This is a genomic window from Nocardiopsis sp. iso_238, from assembly GCF_056173325.1.
This window is the reverse complement of record NZ_CM149668.1, coordinates 4,123,630-4,143,231: the sequence shown is the minus strand read 5'-3', so window position 1 is coordinate 4,143,231 and position 19,602 is coordinate 4,123,630. Positions and strand designations below refer to the sequence as shown.

Below are 19,602 nucleotides of genomic sequence, written 5' to 3'. Positions count from 1 at the left end.
CAGACGGATGTCCTCCGCGCTCACGCTCTCGTGGCGGGACCATCCCCGCGTGCGCGGGGAGCAGACTTTTTCACCTGGGAACTTACCGGTGGCAAGCGCTCGATTTTCCAACTTGTCGAGAAACAGACAAAACCGACATCCACCTTCGTTTGTTGCTGTCACTGGTGAGCCTACGGCGAGAGTGACCTCCATGCCCGCGTTGACCGGATTCATGGGCTGGCCTCCTCTCCCGAGGTGTGGATGGGTGGATAGCCCGCGAAAGCCATCCGACATTGACCAGACGCGACACGAAGGACGATCCGCGCAGAGAGACTAAGAACCGGCAGGGAGGGAGTCCACGAGGGACCGGATGGCGCGGACGTGTTCGGGGCCGGTGCGGCAGCAGCCTCCCACGAGCGCGGTGCCGTCGGTGATCCACCGGGCGGCGGCGCGGCCGAAGTCCTCGGGGTCGGTGGTCCCGGTCCACCGCTGGGCCCCGGCGTCCCAGAACTCACCGGAGTTCGGGTAGGCGACCCCGGGCAGGCCGGTGCTGGCGACCTCGCGGAGGAGGGAGGACACGTCGCCGGGCGGGACACAGTTCACGCCCACGGCCAGCAGGCGGTCGTGGAGCGGGGCGAGCTCGGCCGCGACCCGGCGGAGGGGCGTGCCGTCGCTGATGTGCTCGGCGTCGGCACAGGAGAAGCTGAACCACGCGCGGACGTGGGGGGTCTCCTCCAGGAGGCGGGCGAGGGCCCGGGCCTCGGGGAGGGAGGGCAGGGTCTCGCAGGCCACCAGGTCGGCGCCGCTGTCGGTGAGGATCCGCCAGCGTTCGCGGTGCCACTGGTAGAGCTGGTCCTCGGTGAGACCGTAGGCGCCGGTGTACTCGGAGCCGTCCGCGAGAGTGGCGCCGTAGGGGCCCACACTGGCGGCCACGAGGCCGCGGCCGAAGGCGTCGCGCTCGGTGCGGGCGAGTTCCACCGAGCGGGAGAGAAGGCCCTGGGCGTCGGCGCGGGAGTGGCCGCGCCGGGTGAGGGCGGCGACGCTGGCCTGGTAGCTGGCGGTGATGGCGACGTCCGCGCCAGCCTGGAAGTACTCCCGATGGACCCGGGCGACGAGTTCGGGCTCCTCCGCGAGGAGACGGGCGGACCACAGGCCCCCGCCGAGGTCGCGGCCGTGGGCCTCCAGGCTCGTGGCCAGGCCTCCGTCCAGCACGAGTGGGCGTGTCATGGTGGCACCTCCTTCGGGTGAAGTATCGCCCGCGGGCAGCGTGGAAATTACCGAGAGGTCCCCCGCAGCCGTTAACCTCCACACGTGCCACCGGTAATGCGACCTGAACACGCCAAACTCCGTCCACTGTCCGCCCTCGCAGCGCTGCTGGGGTCGGACGCCACACTCCTGCGCCCCGACCTCGGCGCGGACCGTCCAGCGGACATGCCCGAACGGGAGATCCATGTCCGCGGTATCACCCACGACTCGCGCAGGGTGCGGCAGGGCGACCTGTACGCCGCCCTGCCGGGGACCCGCGCGCACGGCGCCGACTTCTCCAAGCAGGTGGCCGTGGCCGAGGCCGCGGCGATCCTGACCGACGCCGCGGGCGCCGACCGCGCCGCCGAGTCCGGCCTGCCCGTGCTGGTCGTGCCGGACGCGCGCGCCGCGCTGGGAACGGTCGCGGCCTGGGTCTACGACGACCCGGCCCAGGACCTGCTCCTGGTCGGTACCACGGGGACCAGTGGCAAGACCACGGTCACCTACCTGATCGAGTCCGGCATGCGTCACGCCGGGATGAGCACGGGCCTGGTCGGCACCGTGGAGATGCGTGTGGGCGACGAACGCGTCGCCTCCTCGCTGACCACGCCGGAGGCCACGGACCTGCACGGTCTGTTCGCGGTCATGCGCGAGCACGGGACGACCGCCGCCGCCATGGAGGTCTCCAGCCACGCCCTGGCCCTGGGCCGCGTGGGCGGGACCCGCTACGACGTGGCGATCTTCACGAACCTGTCCCAGGACCACCTGGACTTCCACTCGGACCTGCGCGACTACTTCGACACCAAAGCGCGCCTGTTCTCGCCCGAGTACTGCGACATCGCCGTGGTCAACGCCGACGACCGGTTCGGTCGCGCGCTGGTGGACATGGTCCAGGGGCGCGGCGCGGTCCCGGTGACCACCTTCGCGGTGGAGGGCGCCTCGGACGCGGGCCCGGAGAACGCCATGGCGGCGGACTGGACGGCGGTGGACGTCGTCCTCGGCGCCACCGGCAGCACCTTCCGCATCGTGGGCCCCGGCGGCATGGAGGCCCGTGCCTCGGTGGCGCTGCCCGGTCCGTTCAACGTCTCCAACGCCATGGCGGCCGTCGTGGGCCTGGTCGAGGCCGGGATCCCGTTGGAGACGGCGATCGCCGGCGTGGCCGCCGCTCCCGGTGTGCCGGGCCGCATGGAGCCGGTCGAGGTGCGCGGCTCGTCGGGGTCGCAGGACTTCGCGGCCCTGGTGGACTACTCGCACAAGCCCGGCGCCATCGAGGCCGTGCTCAGCGCCCTGAGGGAGACCACCGACGGCCAGGTCACCATGGTGGTCGGCTGCGGCGGCGACCGGGACCGGGCCAAGCGTCCGCTGATGGGCGAGGCCGCCGCGCGCCTCGCCGACCAGCTGATCATCACCAACGACAACCCGCGCACCGAGGACCCGGTCTCCATCGCCTCCGCGATGCTGGACGGCGTCGCCAAGGTCCCCGAGGACCAGCGGGCGCGGGTCACCGTGGAGTTCGACCGCGCCGAGGCGATCGGCCTGGGCGTGCACCGGACCGGCCCCGGCGACGTCGTGGTGGTCGCGGGCAAGGGCCACGAGACCGGCCAGTACGTCAAGGGCGAGGTCCTGCCCTTCGACGACCGCGAGGTCCTGCGGGGCGCCATCGAGGACGCCCTGCGCACCCGGGCCAGCGAGCGGCTGGGCAACGCCCTCCAGAACGTCCACCGGGTGCCCGACGAGGGCTGACGCCACGACACACCCGAGGCGCGCCGAAACTTGGTGCCGACCTCTTTCCGGGACGCGGTCCCAGACCGCGTCCCGGTGGTGTGCCCCTCCGTGACGTGCACGAATCACACGCGCGGTGCGTGTCGACGGTCACGAAGTGGAGCATATTGCTCCGCACAGGGCCCTGCCGGGACCCCAGACACCCCAACATGTTCTAAGGTAGGTCCGGCAATCGCAGCCCGACACGTGCCGCCCACCCAGGCGCCCTCGGCCCGGCACCAGCCGGAGTCCGTGGCCCGGCGCGGCACCGCGCGCACGGTATCCGCGGTGCCATCCCCTGACCCGATCCCGAGGCCGGGTGGCCAATGCCCCTGGGGCGCCGTGGGCCGGGCCTGACATGAGGAGTGGATTTGATCGCGCTCACGCTCGATCGGATCGCTGAGATCACCCAAACCGCCATCGGCGGATCAGCGCGCCCCGACGCCGTCGTCGACGGCCCCGTCGTCATCGACTCCCGACAGGTGGCGCCAGGAGCGCTCTTCGTCGCCCTGAGCGGCGAGCGGGTCGACGGACACGACTTCGCCGCGTCCGCCGTGGCGGCCGGAGCCGTCGCGGTCCTGGCCTCTCGCCCGGTCGACGCCCCCCACCTGCTGGTGGACGGCGGCGACGACGAGGTGGTGACGGCCCTGGCCCGACTCGCCCGGCACGTGGCCATCGAACTCAGCGACCCCGCGCGCGGAACGGCCACCACGGAGGTCGTGGGGGTCACCGGCTCCTCCGGAAAGACCACCACCAAGGACCTCATCGCCCAGGTCGTCGGAGAACTGGGCCCCACCGTCGCCCCCGCGGGCTCGTTCAACAACGAGATCGGCCACCCGCTCACGGTGCTCCGCGCGGACACCGACACCAGGAACCTCGTGCTGGAGGTCGCCGCACGCGGGATCGGGCACATCGCCCACCTGTGCCGCGTCGCCCCGCCCCGGATCGGTGTCGTCCTCAACGTCGGCAGCGCCCACATGGGCGAGTTCGGCGGCCGCGACGCCATCGCCAAGGCCAAGGGCGAACTCGTGGAGTCCCTGCCGCCCGGCGGAGAACGGCGCGGTGAGGGCGGCGTGGCCGTCCTCAACGCCGACGACCCGCTCGTGCGCGCCATGCACTCCCGCACCGAGGCCCGCGTGGTGCTCTACGGCACCGCCGAGGACGCCCAGGTGCGCGCCACGGACATCGCCATCGGTACCGACGGCGCCCCGTCCTTCACCCTGAACCTGCGCGGCCGCACGGCCCCGGTCCGGTTGGGACTGGTCGGCGCCCACCAGGTCAGCAACGCGCTGGCCGCCGCGGCCGTCGCCGACGACCTCGGGATGGACATCGAAGACATCGCCGCCGCCCTGGGCGCGGCGACCCCGGTCAGCCGCTGGCGCATGGAGGTCACCGAACACCACGGTGTCACCCTCGTCAACGACGCCTACAACGCCAACCCCGAGTCGATGCGGGCGGCGCTGACCACCCTGGGCGCGCTCGCCCGGGACAGCCGGTCCATCGCGGTGCTCGCCCACATGGCCGAGCTCGGTGACGACGGCGGGGCCGAGCACGAGAACGTGGGTGAGCTCGCCGCCGAGACCGGGGTGGCCCACCTGGTCGTGGTCGGAGCGGCGGCCGAGGGGATCGCAGTCGGCGCCGAACGCGCCGCCCAGCAGGGGCGGTGGCGCGGTGAGAGCATCCGGGTTCCCGACGCGGAGGCGGCAGCCGACGCGGTGCGCGAACGGATGCGCACAGGAGACGTTGTCATTGTGAAGGGATCGCGCGTGGCTGCGCTCGAAAGGGTCATCGACCTCATCACCAAGGGTGATGTCCAGTGATCGGCATCACCATAGCGGCGGGGCTCTCGCTGATCATCTCCATGGTGCTGATGCCGCCGCTCATCAAGCTCCTGTACCGGTTCAAGTTCGGCCAGGAGGTCCGCGACGACGGACCCGAGGGCCACAAGACCAAGCAGGGCACGCCCACCATGGGCGGCATCGTGATCATCCTCGGCGCGGTGGTGGGCTACTTCGGCTCCCACCTGCTCCTCTGGGCGATCCAGCCGGCCGCCTCCGGGCCCACGGCCTCCGGCCTGCTCGTGATGTTCCTGTTCGTCGGCATGGGCTGTGTCGGCTTCCTGGACGACTTCATCAAGATCTACAAGCGCCGCAGCCTCGGTCTGCGCAGCGGCGCCAAGATGGTCGGCCAGGCCGTCATCGGCGTCGGCTTCGCCTACGGCGTCACCCAGTTCCCCAACGGCTACGGCTACACCCCCGCCGCCCCCCAGCTGTCGTTCCTCCGCGACTTCGGACCGCCGCTGATGATCGGCGTGTTCGTGATCTGGGCGCTGTTCCTCATCGTGGGCTTCTCCAACGCGGTGAACCTCACCGACGGCCTGGACGGTCTGGCCACCGGCGCGACCATCCTGTCGCTGGCCGCGTACGTCATCATCGGCAACTGGCAGCTGCGTCAGTCCTGCGTGGAGGCGCTCACCTCCAGCTGCTACACGGTCCGCGACCCCCTGGACCTGGCCGTGGTGGCCTCCGCCGTGCTCGGCTCGTGCATCGGCTTCCTGTGGTTCAACGCCCCGCCCGCCAAGATCTTCATGGGCGACACCGGGTCGCTGGCCCTGGGCGGCCTCATCGTGGGCCTGGCCATCACCACCCGCACGCAGCTCCTGCTGCTCCTCATCGGCGGCCTGTTCGTCATCATCACCATGTCCGTGATGATCCAGATCACCTCGTTCCGCCTCACCGGCAAACGGGTGTTCCGCATGGCGCCGCTCCAGCACCACTTCGAACTGAAGGGCTGGGCGGAGACCACCATCGTCATCCGGTTCTGGATCATCCAGGGCCTGTTCATGGCGATCGCCATCGGGCTCTTCTACCTGGAATGGATGCCAAGCTAGAGGCATGCCGCACCTCCATCCTTCCGACCCGTCCCGCACCGCCGCCCCCGCGGGGGGAGACGACCCCCTCGCGGGCGCTCGGGTCTGCGTCGCCGGTCTGGGTGTCTCCGGGCCCCCCGTCGCCAGGGCCCTCCTGGCCCGGGGTGCCCGGGTGGTCGTCGTCGACGGCCGCGACGACGACACCACCCGCCCTGTGGCCGCCGCACTGACCGAGGCCGGTGCCGAGGTCGTCCTGGGCGACACCCCGCTGCCCGAGGACTGCGACCTCGTGGTCACCTCGCCCGGCTGGCGTCCCGACTCCCCGCTCCTGCTCCGCGCCGCCGAGGCCGGAGTGGAGGTCATCGGGGACGTGGAGCTGGCCTGGCGGCTCAAGCCCGCCGACCAGGTGTGGCTCGCCATCACCGGCACCAACGGCAAGACCACCACCGTGCGCATGCTGGAGTCCATCCTGCGCGCGGACGGCCGCGACGCGCTCGCGGTGGGCAACGTCGGCACCCCGATCGTGGACGCGGTGCTGCCCGACGACGACGGCCACGTGCACGACGTCCTCGCGGTGGAGCTGTCCAGCTTCCAGCTGCACTGGTCGAACAGCGTCCGCCCCCACGCCGCCACCGTCCTCAACGTCGCCCCCGACCACCTGGACTGGCACGGCGGACTGGAGCCCTACGCCCGCACCAAGGGCAGGGTGTTCGCCCGGGGCACGATCCGCGTGGTCAACACCGCCGACGCGTGGTCGGTCCGACTGGCCGAGGAGGAGGGCGACCCGCACACCCCGGTGGTGGGCCTGCGCCTGGACACACCGCGCGCCGGTGAGCTCGGCGTGGTCGAGGACCTGCTGGTGGACCGCGCCTTCGTGGACGAGCCGAGCAGCGCCGAGGAGCTCGCCACCCTGGGCGACGTACGGCCGGCCGCGCCGCACAACGTCGCCAACGCCCTGGCCGCCGCGGCCCTGGCCCGTTCGCTGGGGGTCGCGCCCGCCTCGGTCCGGGCGGGGCTGACCGCCTTCGTGCCCGAACCCCACCGCATCGCGCACGTGGCCTCGGTCGCGGGCGTGGACTACGTGGACGACTCCAAGGCCACCAACCCGCACGCCGCCGCCGCGTCGCTGAACTCCTACGACTCGGTGGTGTGGATCGCGGGCGGCCTGCTCAAGGGGGCCGAGGTGGGCGGACTCGTCGCCGGGGCCGCCGCCCGTCTGCGCGGCGCGGTGCTGATCGGCGCCGACCGCGAGCGGATCCGCGAGGCCCTGGCCGAACACGCCCCGGAGGTCCCGGTGGTGGAGGTGGAGGGCCCCGAGCCCGACGCGCCCGCCGGGCACACGGTGATGGACGCGGTGGTCGCCCGGGCCGCCGCCCTGGCCGAGGAGGGCGACACGGTGCTGCTGGCCCCGGCCGCCGCCTCCATGGACATGTTCACCAACTACCCGGAGCGGGGCCGCTTCTTCGCCGAGGCCGTCCACCGCCTGTCCTGAGCGGCACCGGACACGGGCCGGGCGGAACGGCGGCCCGAAGCTGGCGCTGAGTCACCGGAGGCCACCCCTGCGTCATTTCGGACGTGCGGGTGGCCTCCTGTGTGTCGCGTGGCACCCCGCGCAGCGCCAAAGATGGCCAACACGCGGGAAATGTCCACGGTTCCCGACCCGCCGGTACGCAAGTATTGAGGCGCGAATCGTGCGGAGGGTGTGGATGGCGGCGACGACAACGGTTCCCGGGGTGTCCCGCACCCGGGAGCGCACGGCGGCCGGTGGCCGCGAACGGGGCGTCTGGCGTGAGTGGGCCCGGTCCCTGGACCGACCCCTCACCTCCTACTACCTGATCCTCAGTACCGCGGTGATGCTCATCTCCCTGGGCCTCGTCATGGTGCTGTCCTCGACGATGGTCAACTCCATCACCGAGACCGGCTCGGCCTTCTCCGTGGTCCAGCGCCAGATGGTGTCGGCCATGATCGGCCTGCCGCTCATGGTGATCGCCTCCCAGCTGCCCCTGTGGGTCTTCCGCATGGTCGGCTACCCGGCGATGATCCTGTCCGTGGCGCTGCTGCTGCTCACCGCGTTCCAGGGCACCGAGGTCAACGGCGCCATGCGGTGGCTGGAGATCGGCGGCCTGGTCATCCAGCCCTCCGAACCGGCCAAGCTCGCCTTCGCCCTGTGGGGCGCCAACATCCTGGCCCGCAAGGAGGAGCTGAAGGACCTCACCGAGTGGCGGCACCTGCTGATCCCGCTGGTGCCGGGCTGTGGTCTCCTCGTGCTCCTCGTGCTCCTGGGCTCGGACCTGTCCACCTCGCTGGTGCTGCTGCTCATCTTCCTGAGCCTGCTCTGGGTGGTGGGCGCGCCCGCGCGGCTCTTCGTGGTCATGTTCGGCCTGGTCCTGGGCCTGGCCGCGATCGTCATCGCGATCGAGCCCTTCCGCATGACCCGTATCGCCGTGTTCCTCGACCCCGAGTCGGACCCGAGCGGTTCCGGATTCCAGTCCCTGCACGGCCTGTACGCCCTGGGCACCGGGGGGCTCTTCGGGGTCGGTATCGGCGCCAGCCGTGAGAAGTGGGGTTTCCTGCCCTTCGCCGAGTCCGACTTCATCTTCGCCATCATCGGTGAGGAGTTCGGGCTCCTCGGCTCCCTGCTGGTCCTCGGCCTGTTCGGCATGCTGGGCTACGCCGGTCTGCGGGTGGCCTTCCGGGTGAAGGACCCGTTCTCCCGGCTCGCCGCCTTCGCCATCGTGACCTGGATCATCGGCCAGTCCATGATCAACATCGCGGCCGTCATCGGCCTGGTCCCCGTGACCGGCATCCCGCTGCCCCTCGTCTCCTACGGCGGCTCCGCGCTCATCCCGACGATGATCTCGCTCGGGGTGCTGCTCGCCATCGCCCGGAACGAGCCCGAGGCCCAGAAGGCCCTGGCCGCCCGGGGTCCCACTCGGGTCCAAAGGGCTCTAAGCTGGCTTGGCCTGGAGAACATCGTCGCTTCCGTCCGTAATCAGAGCGGTTCGACGCCCTCCAAGCGCACCACAGCGTCGCGCACCCCGCGCAAGTCGGGTGAGCGCGGCGCCAGGACTGGTGCCAAGACCACGGCCAAGAACAACAGCGGACCGGTCCCGGCGGGTGACCGGCCAAGGAGGAATCGGCGACGATGAGGGTAGCCCTCGCCGGAGGCGGCACGGCCGGGCATATCGAGCCCGCACTCTCCCTAGCGGACGCGCTGCGGCGCGTGGAACCCAACACGGAGATCCTCTGCCTGGGAACGGAGCGGGGTCTGGAGACCCGGCTGGTCCCCATGCGCGGCTACGAACTGGGCCTGATCCCGGCGGTTCCCCTGCCGCGCAGGCTCACCCCGCAACTGCTCACGGTCCCCGGCAAGCTGGCCGGTGCCCTCAGCGCGGCGGGTGAACAACTGGACAAGCTCCAGGCCGACGTCCTCGTCGGCTTCGGCGGCTACGTGGCCACCCCCGGCTACCTGGCGGCACGGCGCCGACGCATCCCCATCGTGGTGCACGAGGCCAACCCGCTCCCGGGCCTGGCCAACCGGCTCGGCGCGCGGCTCACCCCGCACGTGTTCACCGGACACCCGCACACCCAGATCCGCAACGGCCGGTTCATCGGTATCCCGCTGCGCCAGCAGATCACCTCGCTGGACCGGCTGGCCATGGGCGACAAGGCCCGCGCCTACTTCGGCCTCCGCCCCGACCTCCCCACCCTGCTGATCTTCGGCGGCTCCCAGGGCGCCCAGCGCATCAACGAGACCGCCTTCCAGGCCGCCGCGGCCTTCCGCCAGGCGGGCGTGCAGGTCCTGCACGTGGTCGGCCCCAAGAACGCCGACGAGCCCCGGGACCTCACCCAGGACGGCATCCCCTACGTCGCCGTCCCTTACGTGGACCGCATGGACATGGCCTACGCCGCCGCCGACGTGGCGATGTGCCGGTCCGGTGCCATGACCTGCGCCGAACTCACCGCCGTGGGCCTGCCCGGCGCCTTCGTGCCACTGGCCATCGGCAACGGTGAGCAGGCCCTGAACGCGGAACCGATCGTCCAGGCGGGCGGCGGCCTGATGGTCGACAACGCCGACGTCTCGGTCGAGTGGATCACCGGCCAGCTCATCCCGCTGCTCACCGACACCGACCGCGTCGTGGCCATGTCGGAGGCGGCCGCCCGGATGGGTCGCCGCGACGCCGACACCGAACTGGCCCGGGAGGTCCTCGCGATCGCCCGCGGCGACAAGCCCACCCCTGAGATGCAACTGTCCGACGACGACGGCGAAGACGCCTTCTACGACGACGGGAAGGACGCGCGATGAGCCTGGTCACACCGACCGACCCGGTCCCCGTCGACGAACTCGGCCGCACCCACTTCATCGGCCTGGGCGGGGCCGGCATGTCCGGCATCGCCCGCGTGCTGCTCCAGTCCGGGGTCGAGGTCTCGGGCAGCGACGCCCGTGACAGCGAAACCCTGCGCGAACTCGAGCAGATGGGCGCCCAGGTCTTCGTGGGCCACGCCGCCGAGAACCTGGGCAAGGCCGAGACGCTGGTGGTCTCCTCCGCCATCCGCGAGGACAACCCCGAACTCGCGGAGGCGCGCGCCCGAGGCATCCGCGTCCTGCCCCGGGCCGCAGCCCTGGGCGCCCTCCTGCTGGGCCGCGAGGGGATCGCGGTCTCGGGCACCCACGGCAAGACCACCACCACCTCCATGGTCACCGTGGTCCTCCAGCACCTGGGCGTCGACCCCGGGTACGTCATCGGCGGCAAGCTGGTCACCACCGGTCTGGGCGCGGACGCAGGTGTCGGAGAGGTCATCGCGGTGGAGGCGGACGAGAGCGACGGGTCCTTCCTGATGCTCTCGCCCAAGGTCGCCGTGGTCACCAACGTCGAGGCCGACCACCTGGACAACTACAGCGGCATCGACGAGATCCACGCGAACTTCGCGAACTTCGTCGACCGGGTGGAGCGCACCCTCATCGTCGGGATCGACGACCCGGGCGCCCGCACCGTCGCGGAGCTCGCCCGTGAGCGCGGCAAGAGGGTGCTCACCTACGGAGAGGCCGAGGACGCGGACTACCGGATCACCCGTATCCGCGCACGCGGCTTCACCACGGAGTTCACGCTCACCACCGCGGACGGCGAGCCGATCGACGGCACCCTGGCCGTCCCCGGGCGCCACAACGTCCTGAACGCGGCCGCGTCCGTGGCCGTGGCCGACGAGCTCGGCCACGACCTGGAGGTCGCGGTCGAGGGGATCGCGGACTTCGCGGGCGCCGCCCGCCGCTTCGAGCTCAAGGGCGAGGGCGACGGCGTGGGCGTCTACGACAGCTACGCCCACCACCCCACCGAGATCGACGCGGACCTGCGCGCCACGCGCGCCGCACTGCGCTCCTTCTCCGAGGACTCCGACGAGGAGATCCCCGAGGGCCGGGTCGTGGCCCTGTTCCAGCCGCACCTGTACAGCCGGACCCGGATCTTCGCGGAGGAGTTCGCCGCCGCCCTGAGCCTGGCCGACGAGGTCGTGGTGATGGAGGTCTACGCCGCCCGCGAGGACCCCGAGCCCGGGGTGACGGGGGAGCTCATCACCTCGAAGGTGTCCCACGACGGCGTCCGGTACGTGCCGGACCGCGCGGACGCCGTGCGCACGGCGTCCGCGCTGGCCCGCCCCGGGGACATCGTCCTCACCATGGGCGCCGGTGACGTCACCGAGCTGGGGCCGCTGATCGTGGAGGAGCTGGCGCGGAACGCCGAAGGTACCGAAACCAGCTAGAGGAGCACACACGTGGCCGCTGACCGCAACAGGGCGAAGACCACGGAACAGGACGAGGCGGGGCCCGAGGCCGCCGTCCGCAAGGGGTCGGACCCCTGGAAGGTCGCCTTCGCGGTCCTGCTCGTCGTGTCACTGGTCTGCGTGGTCACGTGGGTGCTGCTCGGCTCCCGCCTGCTGGTGGTGCGCGACGTCGCGGTCACCGGTCTGGACCGGGTGCCGAAGGAGGAGGTGGTCGCGGCCGTGTCCGTTGAGACGGGCACACCCCTGATCCGGGTGGACCTGGATCAGGGCCGCGACCGCGCCGAGGGCCTCGACCTGGTCGAGTCCGCCGAGGTGAGCCGGGGCTGGCCCGCCACCCTCAGGGTGGAGGTGGTCGAGCGCCGTCCCCTGCTCGCCCTCCGGGTGGGGGAGGAGTACCGGCTCGTGGACGGCGACGGCGTACGGATCGAGGACTCCGCCACACGGCCCGGCACACACCCGCTGGTCCGGGTCACGGGGGAGATCGAGGACAACACGGCGGTCCGGGCCGCCGCAGAGATCGTCGAGGAGGCCCCGGACTCCCTCATCGCGCAGATACAGCTGATCGACGCCACCGACACCGACGACATCACCATCGAACTCGGTGACGGCTCGGTCGTGGAGTGGGGCGACTCGCACGACACCGCCGGGAAGAGCGCGGTGCTGCGCGTGCTGATGCGCGAGCACCCGCCCGAGACGGGGCGTGTCTACGACGTCGGAACCCCCGATCTCGCCATCGTCCGGTGAAGCGGGCCCCAAGGAACGGGATGCTCGTAGAGGAGTCGGGTCAAGAGCCGCGAGTGGGGACAAGGGGTACGAGTGGGAGCTCGACGCCGCGAACCGAATCCCTCGTGAGGACATTCCAGACGCGACGCGCCGAGTGCGCACTTCGCTTCCTCGCGTTATACGCCGTTAGGCTGAAGTCGTCACCGGTTGCCCGCACCCGACGGTCCGCTTACTGTCGGGAAGCACAACCAACGTCAACAACGCAGTAAGACACGCTTTCAGGGGTACACGGGAACCGTTCGAGAACGGTCTTCGGTGGCCCCGGGTCCCCCACACACGGTCGCCTCCGGGCGCTGTGCGCGGGTACCCGAAACGCACACTGTAGAACCGGATGCCGGACCGCCGGCGCACCCGTTGGCCCCAGGGCCAGCGGACGCGGAGACGGAACGGCGTAAGCGAGCGGAAAGGCCCCTCGTCGTGGCAGCACCGCAGAACTACCTCGCGGTCATCAAAGTCGTCGGTATCGGCGGCGGCGGTGTCAACGCCGTCAACCGAATGATCGAAGAGGGGCTCAAGGGCGTCGAGTTCATCGCGATCAATACCGATGCCCAAGCGCTGCTGATGAGCGACGCGGACGTCAAGCTCGACGTCGGCCGTGAGCTCACCCGTGGCCTTGGCGCAGGCGCCAACCCCGATGTCGGCCGCAAGGCCGCCGAGGACCACCGCGAGGAGATCGAGGAGGTCCTCAAGGGGGCCGACATGGTCTTCGTCACGGCTGGTGAGGGCGGTGGCACCGGCACGGGGGGAGCCCCGGTCGTCGCCAACATCGCCCGCTCCCTCGGGGCGCTCACCATCGGTGTGGTCACCCGCCCCTTCGGTTTCGAGGGCAAGCGGCGGGCGACCCAGGCCGAGTCGGGGATAGCGATGCTCCGTGAAGAGGTCGACACCCTCATCGTCATCCCGAACGACCGACTGCTGTCCATCTCGGACCGCCAGGTCAGCGTCCTGGACGCCTTCAAGGCGGCCGACCAGGTCCTGCTCTCCGGTGTCCAGGGCATCACCGACCTGATCACCACGCCGGGCCTGATCAACCTGGACTTCGCCGACGTCAAGTCGGTCATGTCCGGGGCCGGATCGGCGCTGATGGGGATCGGATCAGCGAGAGGCGACGACAGGGCCGTGGCAGCGGCCGAACTGGCGATCTCCTCACCACTGCTGGAAGCGAGCATCGACGGCGCCCACGGTGTGCTGCTGTCCATCCAGGGCGGCTCCGACCTCGGACTGTTCGAGATCAACGAGGCGGCACAGCTGGTCGCCAACTCGGCGGCGCCCGAGGCCAACATCATCTTCGGCGCCGTCATCGACGACGCCCTGGGTGACGAGGTCCGCGTCACCGTGATCGCGGCGGGATTCGACGAGCCCGAGGTGTCCGGCCCCGCCACGCGGGAGCGCCAGCAGGTGGACCCTCCTGAGGCCGTCGCCCCCACGGCAGGCATCACGTCCGGCAGGGAGGAGTCGTCCGCGAAGGCGACGCCCCCCGGCGCGGACGCGAGCGGGGCGCCGGCCACCAGCATGCCGTGGATCGCTCCGTCCCGCCCGGCCCAGCCGGTGCAGGAGGCTCCCCGGCCCGCCATGCCGCCGGTCCAGCCCGTCGTGACCCCGGAACCGGTCCGGCCCGAGCCCCAGCAGGCCCCGGCCGAGCCGGTCCAGGGCAACGGGCACCCGGCCCCGCACGGCGAGTCCGAGCTGGTCGAGCAGGAGCCGGTGCAGGCGGTCCAGGCTGAGGAGACCGTCGTCCCGGAGCCCGAGGCCGCCGAGCCGGAGGAGCAGGCGAACCACATCCACGCGGTCTCGGAGGCCTCCGAGCGCCGCAGCGAGGTTCCCACGCCCCGTCGCCGGGTCATCTTCGACGACCCCGACGACCTGGACGTCCCGGAGTTCCTCAAGTAGTCCCGCACCACCCCGGTACCATCGACGTGTCAGCGGCCCCGACCGATCTGCGGCGGGGCCGTCGCCGCCCTCGGTGGGGCGCGGCGGAGGACGGCGGGGGCGAACCGCCCGCCGTCACTCCTCCGTCCACGGGGCAGAGGGAAGGACCACGTCGGACCGATGGGCAACGTCATCGACCTGGGGCACGGTGTCCGTGCCGCCGTCACCGAACGCAAGGGCGGCGTGAGTCGGCCGCCGTTCGACTCGCTCAACCTCGGGCTGGGGACCGGTGACACCCGGGAGGCGGTCACCGCCAACCGCCGACGCGCCGCCGAGGAGTTCGGTTTCGACGTCGACCGCGTCGTCTGGATGAACCAGGTGCACAGCGCCGACGTGCTCGTGGCGACCGAACCCGGCGGGGTCGGTACCTGCGACGGCGTGGTCACCACCCGGTCGGACCTGGTCCTGGCCTCGATGGCCGCCGACTGCCTGCCGGTGCTCGCCGCCGACGCCCGCGCCGGGGTGCTGGGGGCGGCCCACTCGGGCCGTCTGGGCACCGCGAACGGGGTCGCCGCCAACCTGGTCGACACGATGGCCGCCCAGGGCGCCACCCCCGCGCACACCACCGTCTTCCTCGGCCCCGCCATCTGCGGCAGCTGCTACGAGGTCCCGCCCGAGCTCCAGGCCCAGACCGCCGCGCTCACCCCCGAGGCCGCCTCCACGACACGCCAGGGCACCACGGGCGTGGACATGGTCGCCGCCGTCACCGCCCAGCTGCGCCGGGCGGGCGTCACCGACATCGTCACCGACGGCCGCTGCACCCTGGAGAGCCCCGAACTCTTCTCCCATCGGGGCGACGCGCCCACCGGCCGGTTCGCCTCCTTCCTCTGGCGCACCTGACCTCCGACCCGCCCGACCGGGCCGCTCCTCGCGGCCGGTTCCGGTCACGCGCCGCCCCACCGACACCAGAAGGAACGAACGACCGTGTCACAGACCGACCCCGAGCGCACCGAGCAGATCCGCGCCAACCTCACGGCCGCGCGGGCCAGGATCGAGGCGGCCTGCCACAGGGCCGACCGCGACCCCTCGGAGGTGTCGCTGATCGGCGTGACCAAGACCTATCCCGCCAGTGATGTGCGCATTCTCGCCTCGCTCGGTGTCAACGACGTGGGGGAGAACCGCGACCAGGAGGCGGCCCCGAAGGCGGCGGACACCGCCGACCTCGGCCTGACCTGGCACTTCGTCGGCCAGCTCCAGACCAACAAGGCGCGTTCCGTGGCCTCCTACGCCGACGTGGTGCACTCGGTGGACCGGGCGAAGCTGGCCAGGGCCCTGGGGGACCGGGCCGCGGCCGCCGAACGGCGCCTGACCTGTCTGGTCCAGGTCAACCTGGACGCCGACTCCCAGGCGGGGGTGATCGGCCCGCGCGGAGGTGTGGACCCCGCCGACGCGCCGACGCTCGCGGAGAGTATCGACGAGCACGAGGCGCTCACTCTCGGAGGGGTCATGGCGGTGGCGCCGCTCGGGGGCGACCCCGACGCGGCCTTCGCGGTCCTCGACGAGGTGGCGGGGCGGATTCGGGATCGCTACCCTCAGGCAACGGTGGTCTCCGCGGGGATGAGCGGGGACCTGGAGGCCGCGATCGCAAGAGGCGCGACACACCTGCGACTCGGCACGGCGTTGCTTGGCGCTCGGGGACCGATCGTGGGGTAATGTCCCCACATAGACCTTGGGGCCCGTCTGTGGCGTTCGCCCGAATGGACGAACACCCCGTTGAGGCGGGGCGCAGGGGCCGGAAACGACGGAGGAGTCGGCTGCGGTGAGAACGCCGCGGGGACGACGGAGGACATGAGATGGCCGGCGCGATGCGCAAGATGGCGGTCTACCTCGGCCTCGTGGAGGACGACCGTTACGATCACCGCTATGCGGACGAATATGATGAGTTCGACGATTTCGACGAGGGCGTGGAGGAGCAGCGTGACCGCGACGCCGACACTCCGCGAGGCGAGGAAACACGAGGCGACGCTGTGACGGACACCGGCGACTACCTGGGAACGGGTGAACGGCGCGGTGGAACGACCACGACAGCCTCAACCGCCGACCTCGCTCGGATCACCACGCTCCATCCACGCACCTACAACGAGGCGCGTACGATCGGAGAGCACTTCCGGGAAGGTACACCGGTGATCATGAACCTGACCGAGATGGTCGACAGCGACGCCAAGCGTCTGGTCGACTTCGCGGCTGGTCTGATCTTCGGTCTCCATGGCAGTATCGAACGCGTGACCAACAAGGTGTTCCTGCTGTCCCCGGCCAACGTCGAGGTGACCGCCGAAGACAAGGCGCGGATCGCCGAGCGAGGGTTCTTCAATCAGAGCTAGATCATCACATTTGTCCAGAGATTGGGTCGGGGAACGACCGTGAGTATGGTCCTGTACGTGCTGCTGCTTCTGCTTCAGCTGTTTGTCTTCGTGCTGATAGCGCGGGTGGTGTTGGAGATGGTGATGTCCTTCTCCAGGACCTGGCGGCCTACCGGCTTCGTGCTCGTGCTCGCTGAGATCGTGTACACGATCACCGACCCGCCACTGAGGTTCCTACGCAGGTTCATCAAGCCGATCCGGCTGGGAAGCGTCGCACTCGACCTGAGTGTGCTGATTCTCTTCTTCGCCGTGATCATCCTTCAGAGCATTCTGAGGGGCATGATGGCAAGCTTCGCGTAGGGGAACGCGGGCGGAAAAGACGCCCCGGATTCCGATATGTGGTCTTGGTCATGATCTGGATTGCCGTAAGGTCACGATCAGGTAGCGTCCCTACGGACAGACTCCAAGCGCGCCAAGGAGACGAACATGCCGCTGACACCCGCTGATGTGCGGAACAAGCAGTTCAGTACCACCCGGCTCCGGCCGGGGTACGACGAAGAAGAGGTCGACGCCTTTCTCGACGAGGTCGAGTCCGAGCTGGACCGACTCATCCAGGAGAACGAGGAACTGCGCGGCAAGCTGGCCGAGTGCCTGAGGGGCAAGGTCCCCAACGCCGGTATGCAGGACTTCCAGCAGCAGGAGCAGGCCCCTGAGGCCCCGCAGCAGATGGAGCAGATGCGCCCGGAGCCCGTCCAGGCGCAGCAGCCCGTCGAGCCGCAGCCCCAGCCGCCCGCGCCGCAGCCGCAGATGGGCATGACCGGCGCCAACCTGGCCATGGGTGGCGAGGAGAACATGGACACGGCCGCCCGCGTCCTGGCCCTCGCCCAGCAGACCGCCGACCAGGCGATCTCCGACGCCCGCCGTGAGGCGGACGAGACCCTCGGCCGCGCCCGCCACGAGTCCGAGGACATCCTCGGCAAGGCGCGCCGCCAGGCCGACCAGATCATCGGTGAGGCCCGGGCCCGCTCCGAGAACCTCGACCGTGACGCGCAGGAGCGCCACCGTCAGGTCATGGGCAGCCTGGTCCAGCAGCGCGAGGAGCTGGAGCACAAGGTCAACGTGCTCAAGGACTTCGAGCGCGAGTACCGCAGCCGCCTGAAGGACTACTTCGAGCGTCAGCTGCGTGAGCTCAACGAGGAGGGCAAGTCCATCGAGCCCAACCCGAACACCACGGGTGGGTTCCAGACGATGGCCCCCCAGTCCGGTGGGACCCCCGCGCTCCAGCAGCACGGCCCCGGCGGTAACCCGTTCGGTCAGCCCGAGCCCGCCCAGCACGGTGGTTTCCACCCGGGCGAGGCCCCGCACGAGCGTCGCTGACCTGTCAGCGGCTGCGGCTCCGAACAACTGAAAACTCCGGCTCCACACGTGTAAAGGCCCTGGTCGACCCGTGATCCTTAGCCTCCTCGCCACCGTGGCGGTACTGGCGGCCCTTGTCGTCATCGCGGCAGCCCTGGCACTTGCTGAGCCCACCCTGGTGTACATCGCCCTGGGACTCGGCGGGTTGAGCGTCCTCCTGTTGTTGGGCGCTCTGGTCCAGGGACGACGGTTCGGCGGGAGCGGATCGGACACGGCACGGACGGACGGTTTGGGGAAGTCGTCCGTCCCCGTGGTGGCCGCCTCGACAGCGGTCGGCACGGTACCGGGCACACAGTGGGAACCGGAGCACTCCGGGCGCGTACCCGCACCGGCTCAGCAGCCGGTGCGGGAATCCGCCGTTACGGAGCCCCCCGTGTCCCCGGGGCACGAGGTCGACGCGTCGCGTGTGACGTCGGCCGAGGAGAACGAAGAGGAAGCGGAGTTCGAGGTTCCCCGCTGGCAGACCCCCACCATGGGGAGCTGGCCGGATCCGGCTGTCGGGCCGGACGCCGCGCCGAAGCCGGAAGAGGACTCCGAGAGGGCCGAGACCGTCCCCGAACCCGACGGCTCGGACGAACCCCCGCAGGAGGGGGAGACCCCCGCGAGGGAGGCACTCCACGAGGACGCGCCGGTCCCGACCGAGGTCGAGGCGGCGCCGGAGCCCGTGGTCGCCGACGAGCACCCCCGTGAGGCCGTGGCCGAGGCCGAGCCCGCCACGGAGCCCGAGAGGGAGGCGGTCGAGGAGACCGCCGTCAACGAGACTTCCGCCGGGGAGGCCGCGTCGCCTCCCGTGAGCGATGACGACGCACGGGCGGAGGAGCAGGTCCGGGAGGACCGGGCCCCCGTCGAGGACGAGGGAGCGGCCGTCGCCTACGCCGCCCTCCTCGACACGCGGGACGAGGACGTCGAACCCGACCCGAACACACCGGTCGACGAGACCGACGCGACGCCGGAGAGACCCCACGAGGACGGGGCCGACCCCGTTCACGAGGAGTCCGACGAGGTCCGAGCCGAGGCGGCGGACGCCCCCGAGGAGTCCGCAGCGGTTCCGGGCACCTCCGACGAGGCCGAGCCGGTCCACGCGGAGTCCGAGGAGGACCTCCCCGAGATCTCGCACGAGACCGACGCCGAGGCGGCTCGGACGGTCTCCGGTGAGGGCGTCCGGGCCGAGGAGCCCGACACCCGGACCGAGGCCCGCCACGAGGACGAGGGCGAGCCCGTTCGCGAGGAGTCCGACGAGGTCCGAGCCGAGGCGGCGGACGCCCCCGAGGAGTCCGCCGCGGTTCCGGGCACCTCCGACGAGGCCGAGGACGCCCCGGCAGCGGACACCCGGGTCGACGAGTCCGACACGGAGCCCGCGGCCCTCCACGAGGACGGGGCCGAGCCCGTCGGGGACGGATCCGATGAGGACACCCGCGCCGAGGAGCCCGAGAAGGCCGCTGCCGCAGAGCCCACCGAGGTCTCCGAACAGGCAGAGGACCGGGCCGAAGGCTCCGAGGCCGCCAGGGAACGGGACTCCTCCTACAGCGCCTGATCCCCGGA

At 71.1% G+C, this 19,602-nt stretch carries 16 protein-coding genes; 15 read left to right on the top strand and 1 reads right to left on the bottom strand.

Annotated elements, in window-relative coordinates:
* Positions 1 to 312: 312 nt before the first annotated feature.
* Positions 313 to 1,206 (bottom strand): homocysteine S-methyltransferase, encoded by an 894-nt coding sequence (gene mmuM, locus AC0VYL_RS18765; protein WP_475481013.1) that lies wholly within the window; start codon positions 1,204 to 1,206, stop codon positions 313 to 315.
* Between the two features lie 96 nt (positions 1,207 to 1,302).
* Here mmuM and AC0VYL_RS18760 point away from each other — a divergent pair, with 96 nt between their 5' ends.
* The 15 genes from AC0VYL_RS18760 to AC0VYL_RS18690 all read left to right on the top strand — a co-directional run bounded on the left by AC0VYL_RS18760 (position 1,303) and on the right by AC0VYL_RS18690 (position 19,594).
* Positions 1,303 to 2,967, top strand: coding sequence for a UDP-N-acetylmuramoyl-L-alanyl-D-glutamate--2,6-diaminopimelate ligase (locus tag AC0VYL_RS18760; protein ID WP_475454547.1), 1,665 nt, complete (start codon positions 1,303 to 1,305; stop codon positions 2,965 to 2,967).
* 389 nt (positions 2,968 to 3,356) lie between these two features.
* Positions 3,357 to 4,805 carry a UDP-N-acetylmuramoyl-tripeptide--D-alanyl-D-alanine ligase gene (locus AC0VYL_RS18755; protein WP_475454545.1) on the top strand — a complete coding sequence of 483 codons (1,449 nt, stop codon included), beginning with the start codon at positions 3,357 to 3,359 and terminating at the stop codon, positions 4,803 to 4,805.
* Positions 4,802 to 5,875 carry a phospho-N-acetylmuramoyl-pentapeptide-transferase gene (gene mraY, locus AC0VYL_RS18750; RefSeq protein ID WP_017544493.1) on the top strand — a complete coding sequence of 358 codons (1,074 nt, stop codon included), beginning with the start codon at positions 4,802 to 4,804 and terminating at the stop codon, positions 5,873 to 5,875. The genes AC0VYL_RS18755 and mraY overlap by 4 nt, the downstream gene beginning before the upstream one ends.
* Before the next feature lie 4 nt (positions 5,876 to 5,879).
* Positions 5,880 to 7,346 carry a UDP-N-acetylmuramoyl-L-alanine--D-glutamate ligase gene (gene murD, locus AC0VYL_RS18745; RefSeq protein WP_475481012.1) on the top strand — a complete coding sequence of 489 codons (1,467 nt, stop codon included), beginning with the start codon at positions 5,880 to 5,882 and terminating at the stop codon, positions 7,344 to 7,346.
* 214 nt (positions 7,347 to 7,560) lie between these two features.
* Entirely contained in the window at positions 7,561 to 9,003 is a 1,443-nt protein-coding gene (ftsW, locus tag AC0VYL_RS18740; RefSeq protein ID WP_475454541.1) for a putative lipid II flippase FtsW, read from the top strand.
* Entirely contained in the window at positions 9,000 to 10,160 is a 1,161-nt protein-coding gene (murG, locus tag AC0VYL_RS18735; protein WP_475454539.1) for an undecaprenyldiphospho-muramoylpentapeptide beta-N-acetylglucosaminyltransferase, read from the top strand. Before ftsW ends, murG begins: the two co-directional genes overlap by 4 nt.
* Complete coding sequence (murC, locus tag AC0VYL_RS18730; protein ID WP_475481011.1) at positions 10,157 to 11,611, top strand: UDP-N-acetylmuramate--L-alanine ligase; 1,455 nt, start codon at positions 10,157 to 10,159, stop codon at positions 11,609 to 11,611. The genes murG and murC overlap by 4 nt, the downstream gene beginning before the upstream one ends.
* Positions 11,612 to 11,623: 12 nt before the next feature.
* The gene (locus AC0VYL_RS18725) at positions 11,624 to 12,376 is read left to right on the top strand and encodes a cell division protein FtsQ/DivIB (protein ID WP_475481010.1); all 753 of its coding nucleotides are present in this window, start codon (positions 11,624 to 11,626) and stop codon (positions 12,374 to 12,376) included.
* A 456-nt stretch (positions 12,377 to 12,832) separates the two neighbouring features.
* On the top strand, positions 12,833 to 14,305 hold the full coding sequence (ftsZ, locus tag AC0VYL_RS18720; protein ID WP_475481009.1) for a cell division protein FtsZ: 1,473 nt from the start codon (positions 12,833 to 12,835) through the stop codon (positions 14,303 to 14,305).
* Between the two features lie 159 nt (positions 14,306 to 14,464).
* The gene (pgeF, locus tag AC0VYL_RS18715) at positions 14,465 to 15,184 is read left to right on the top strand and encodes a peptidoglycan editing factor PgeF (protein ID WP_475454531.1); all 720 of its coding nucleotides are present in this window, start codon (positions 14,465 to 14,467) and stop codon (positions 15,182 to 15,184) included.
* Positions 15,185 to 15,268: 84 nt separating this feature from the next.
* Positions 15,269 to 15,997, top strand: a complete 729-nt coding sequence (locus AC0VYL_RS18710) for a YggS family pyridoxal phosphate-dependent enzyme (RefSeq protein WP_475454529.1) — start codon at positions 15,269 to 15,271, stop codon at positions 15,995 to 15,997.
* 140 nt (positions 15,998 to 16,137) lie between these two features.
* Complete coding sequence (locus tag AC0VYL_RS18705; protein WP_017544502.1) at positions 16,138 to 16,665, top strand: cell division protein SepF; 528 nt, start codon at positions 16,138 to 16,140, stop codon at positions 16,663 to 16,665.
* 39 nt (positions 16,666 to 16,704) lie between these two features.
* Positions 16,705 to 17,004, top strand: a complete 300-nt coding sequence (locus AC0VYL_RS18700; RefSeq protein WP_378741403.1) for a YggT family protein — start codon at positions 16,705 to 16,707, stop codon at positions 17,002 to 17,004.
* Between the two features lie 126 nt (positions 17,005 to 17,130).
* Entirely contained in the window at positions 17,131 to 18,021 is an 891-nt protein-coding gene (locus AC0VYL_RS18695; protein WP_475454526.1) for a DivIVA domain-containing protein, read from the top strand.
* A gap of 70 nt (positions 18,022 to 18,091) precedes the next feature.
* Positions 18,092 to 19,594 (top strand): hypothetical protein, encoded by a 1,503-nt coding sequence (locus AC0VYL_RS18690; protein WP_475481008.1) that lies wholly within the window; start codon positions 18,092 to 18,094, stop codon positions 19,592 to 19,594.
* The last annotated feature ends 8 nt before the right edge of the window (positions 19,595 to 19,602 follow it).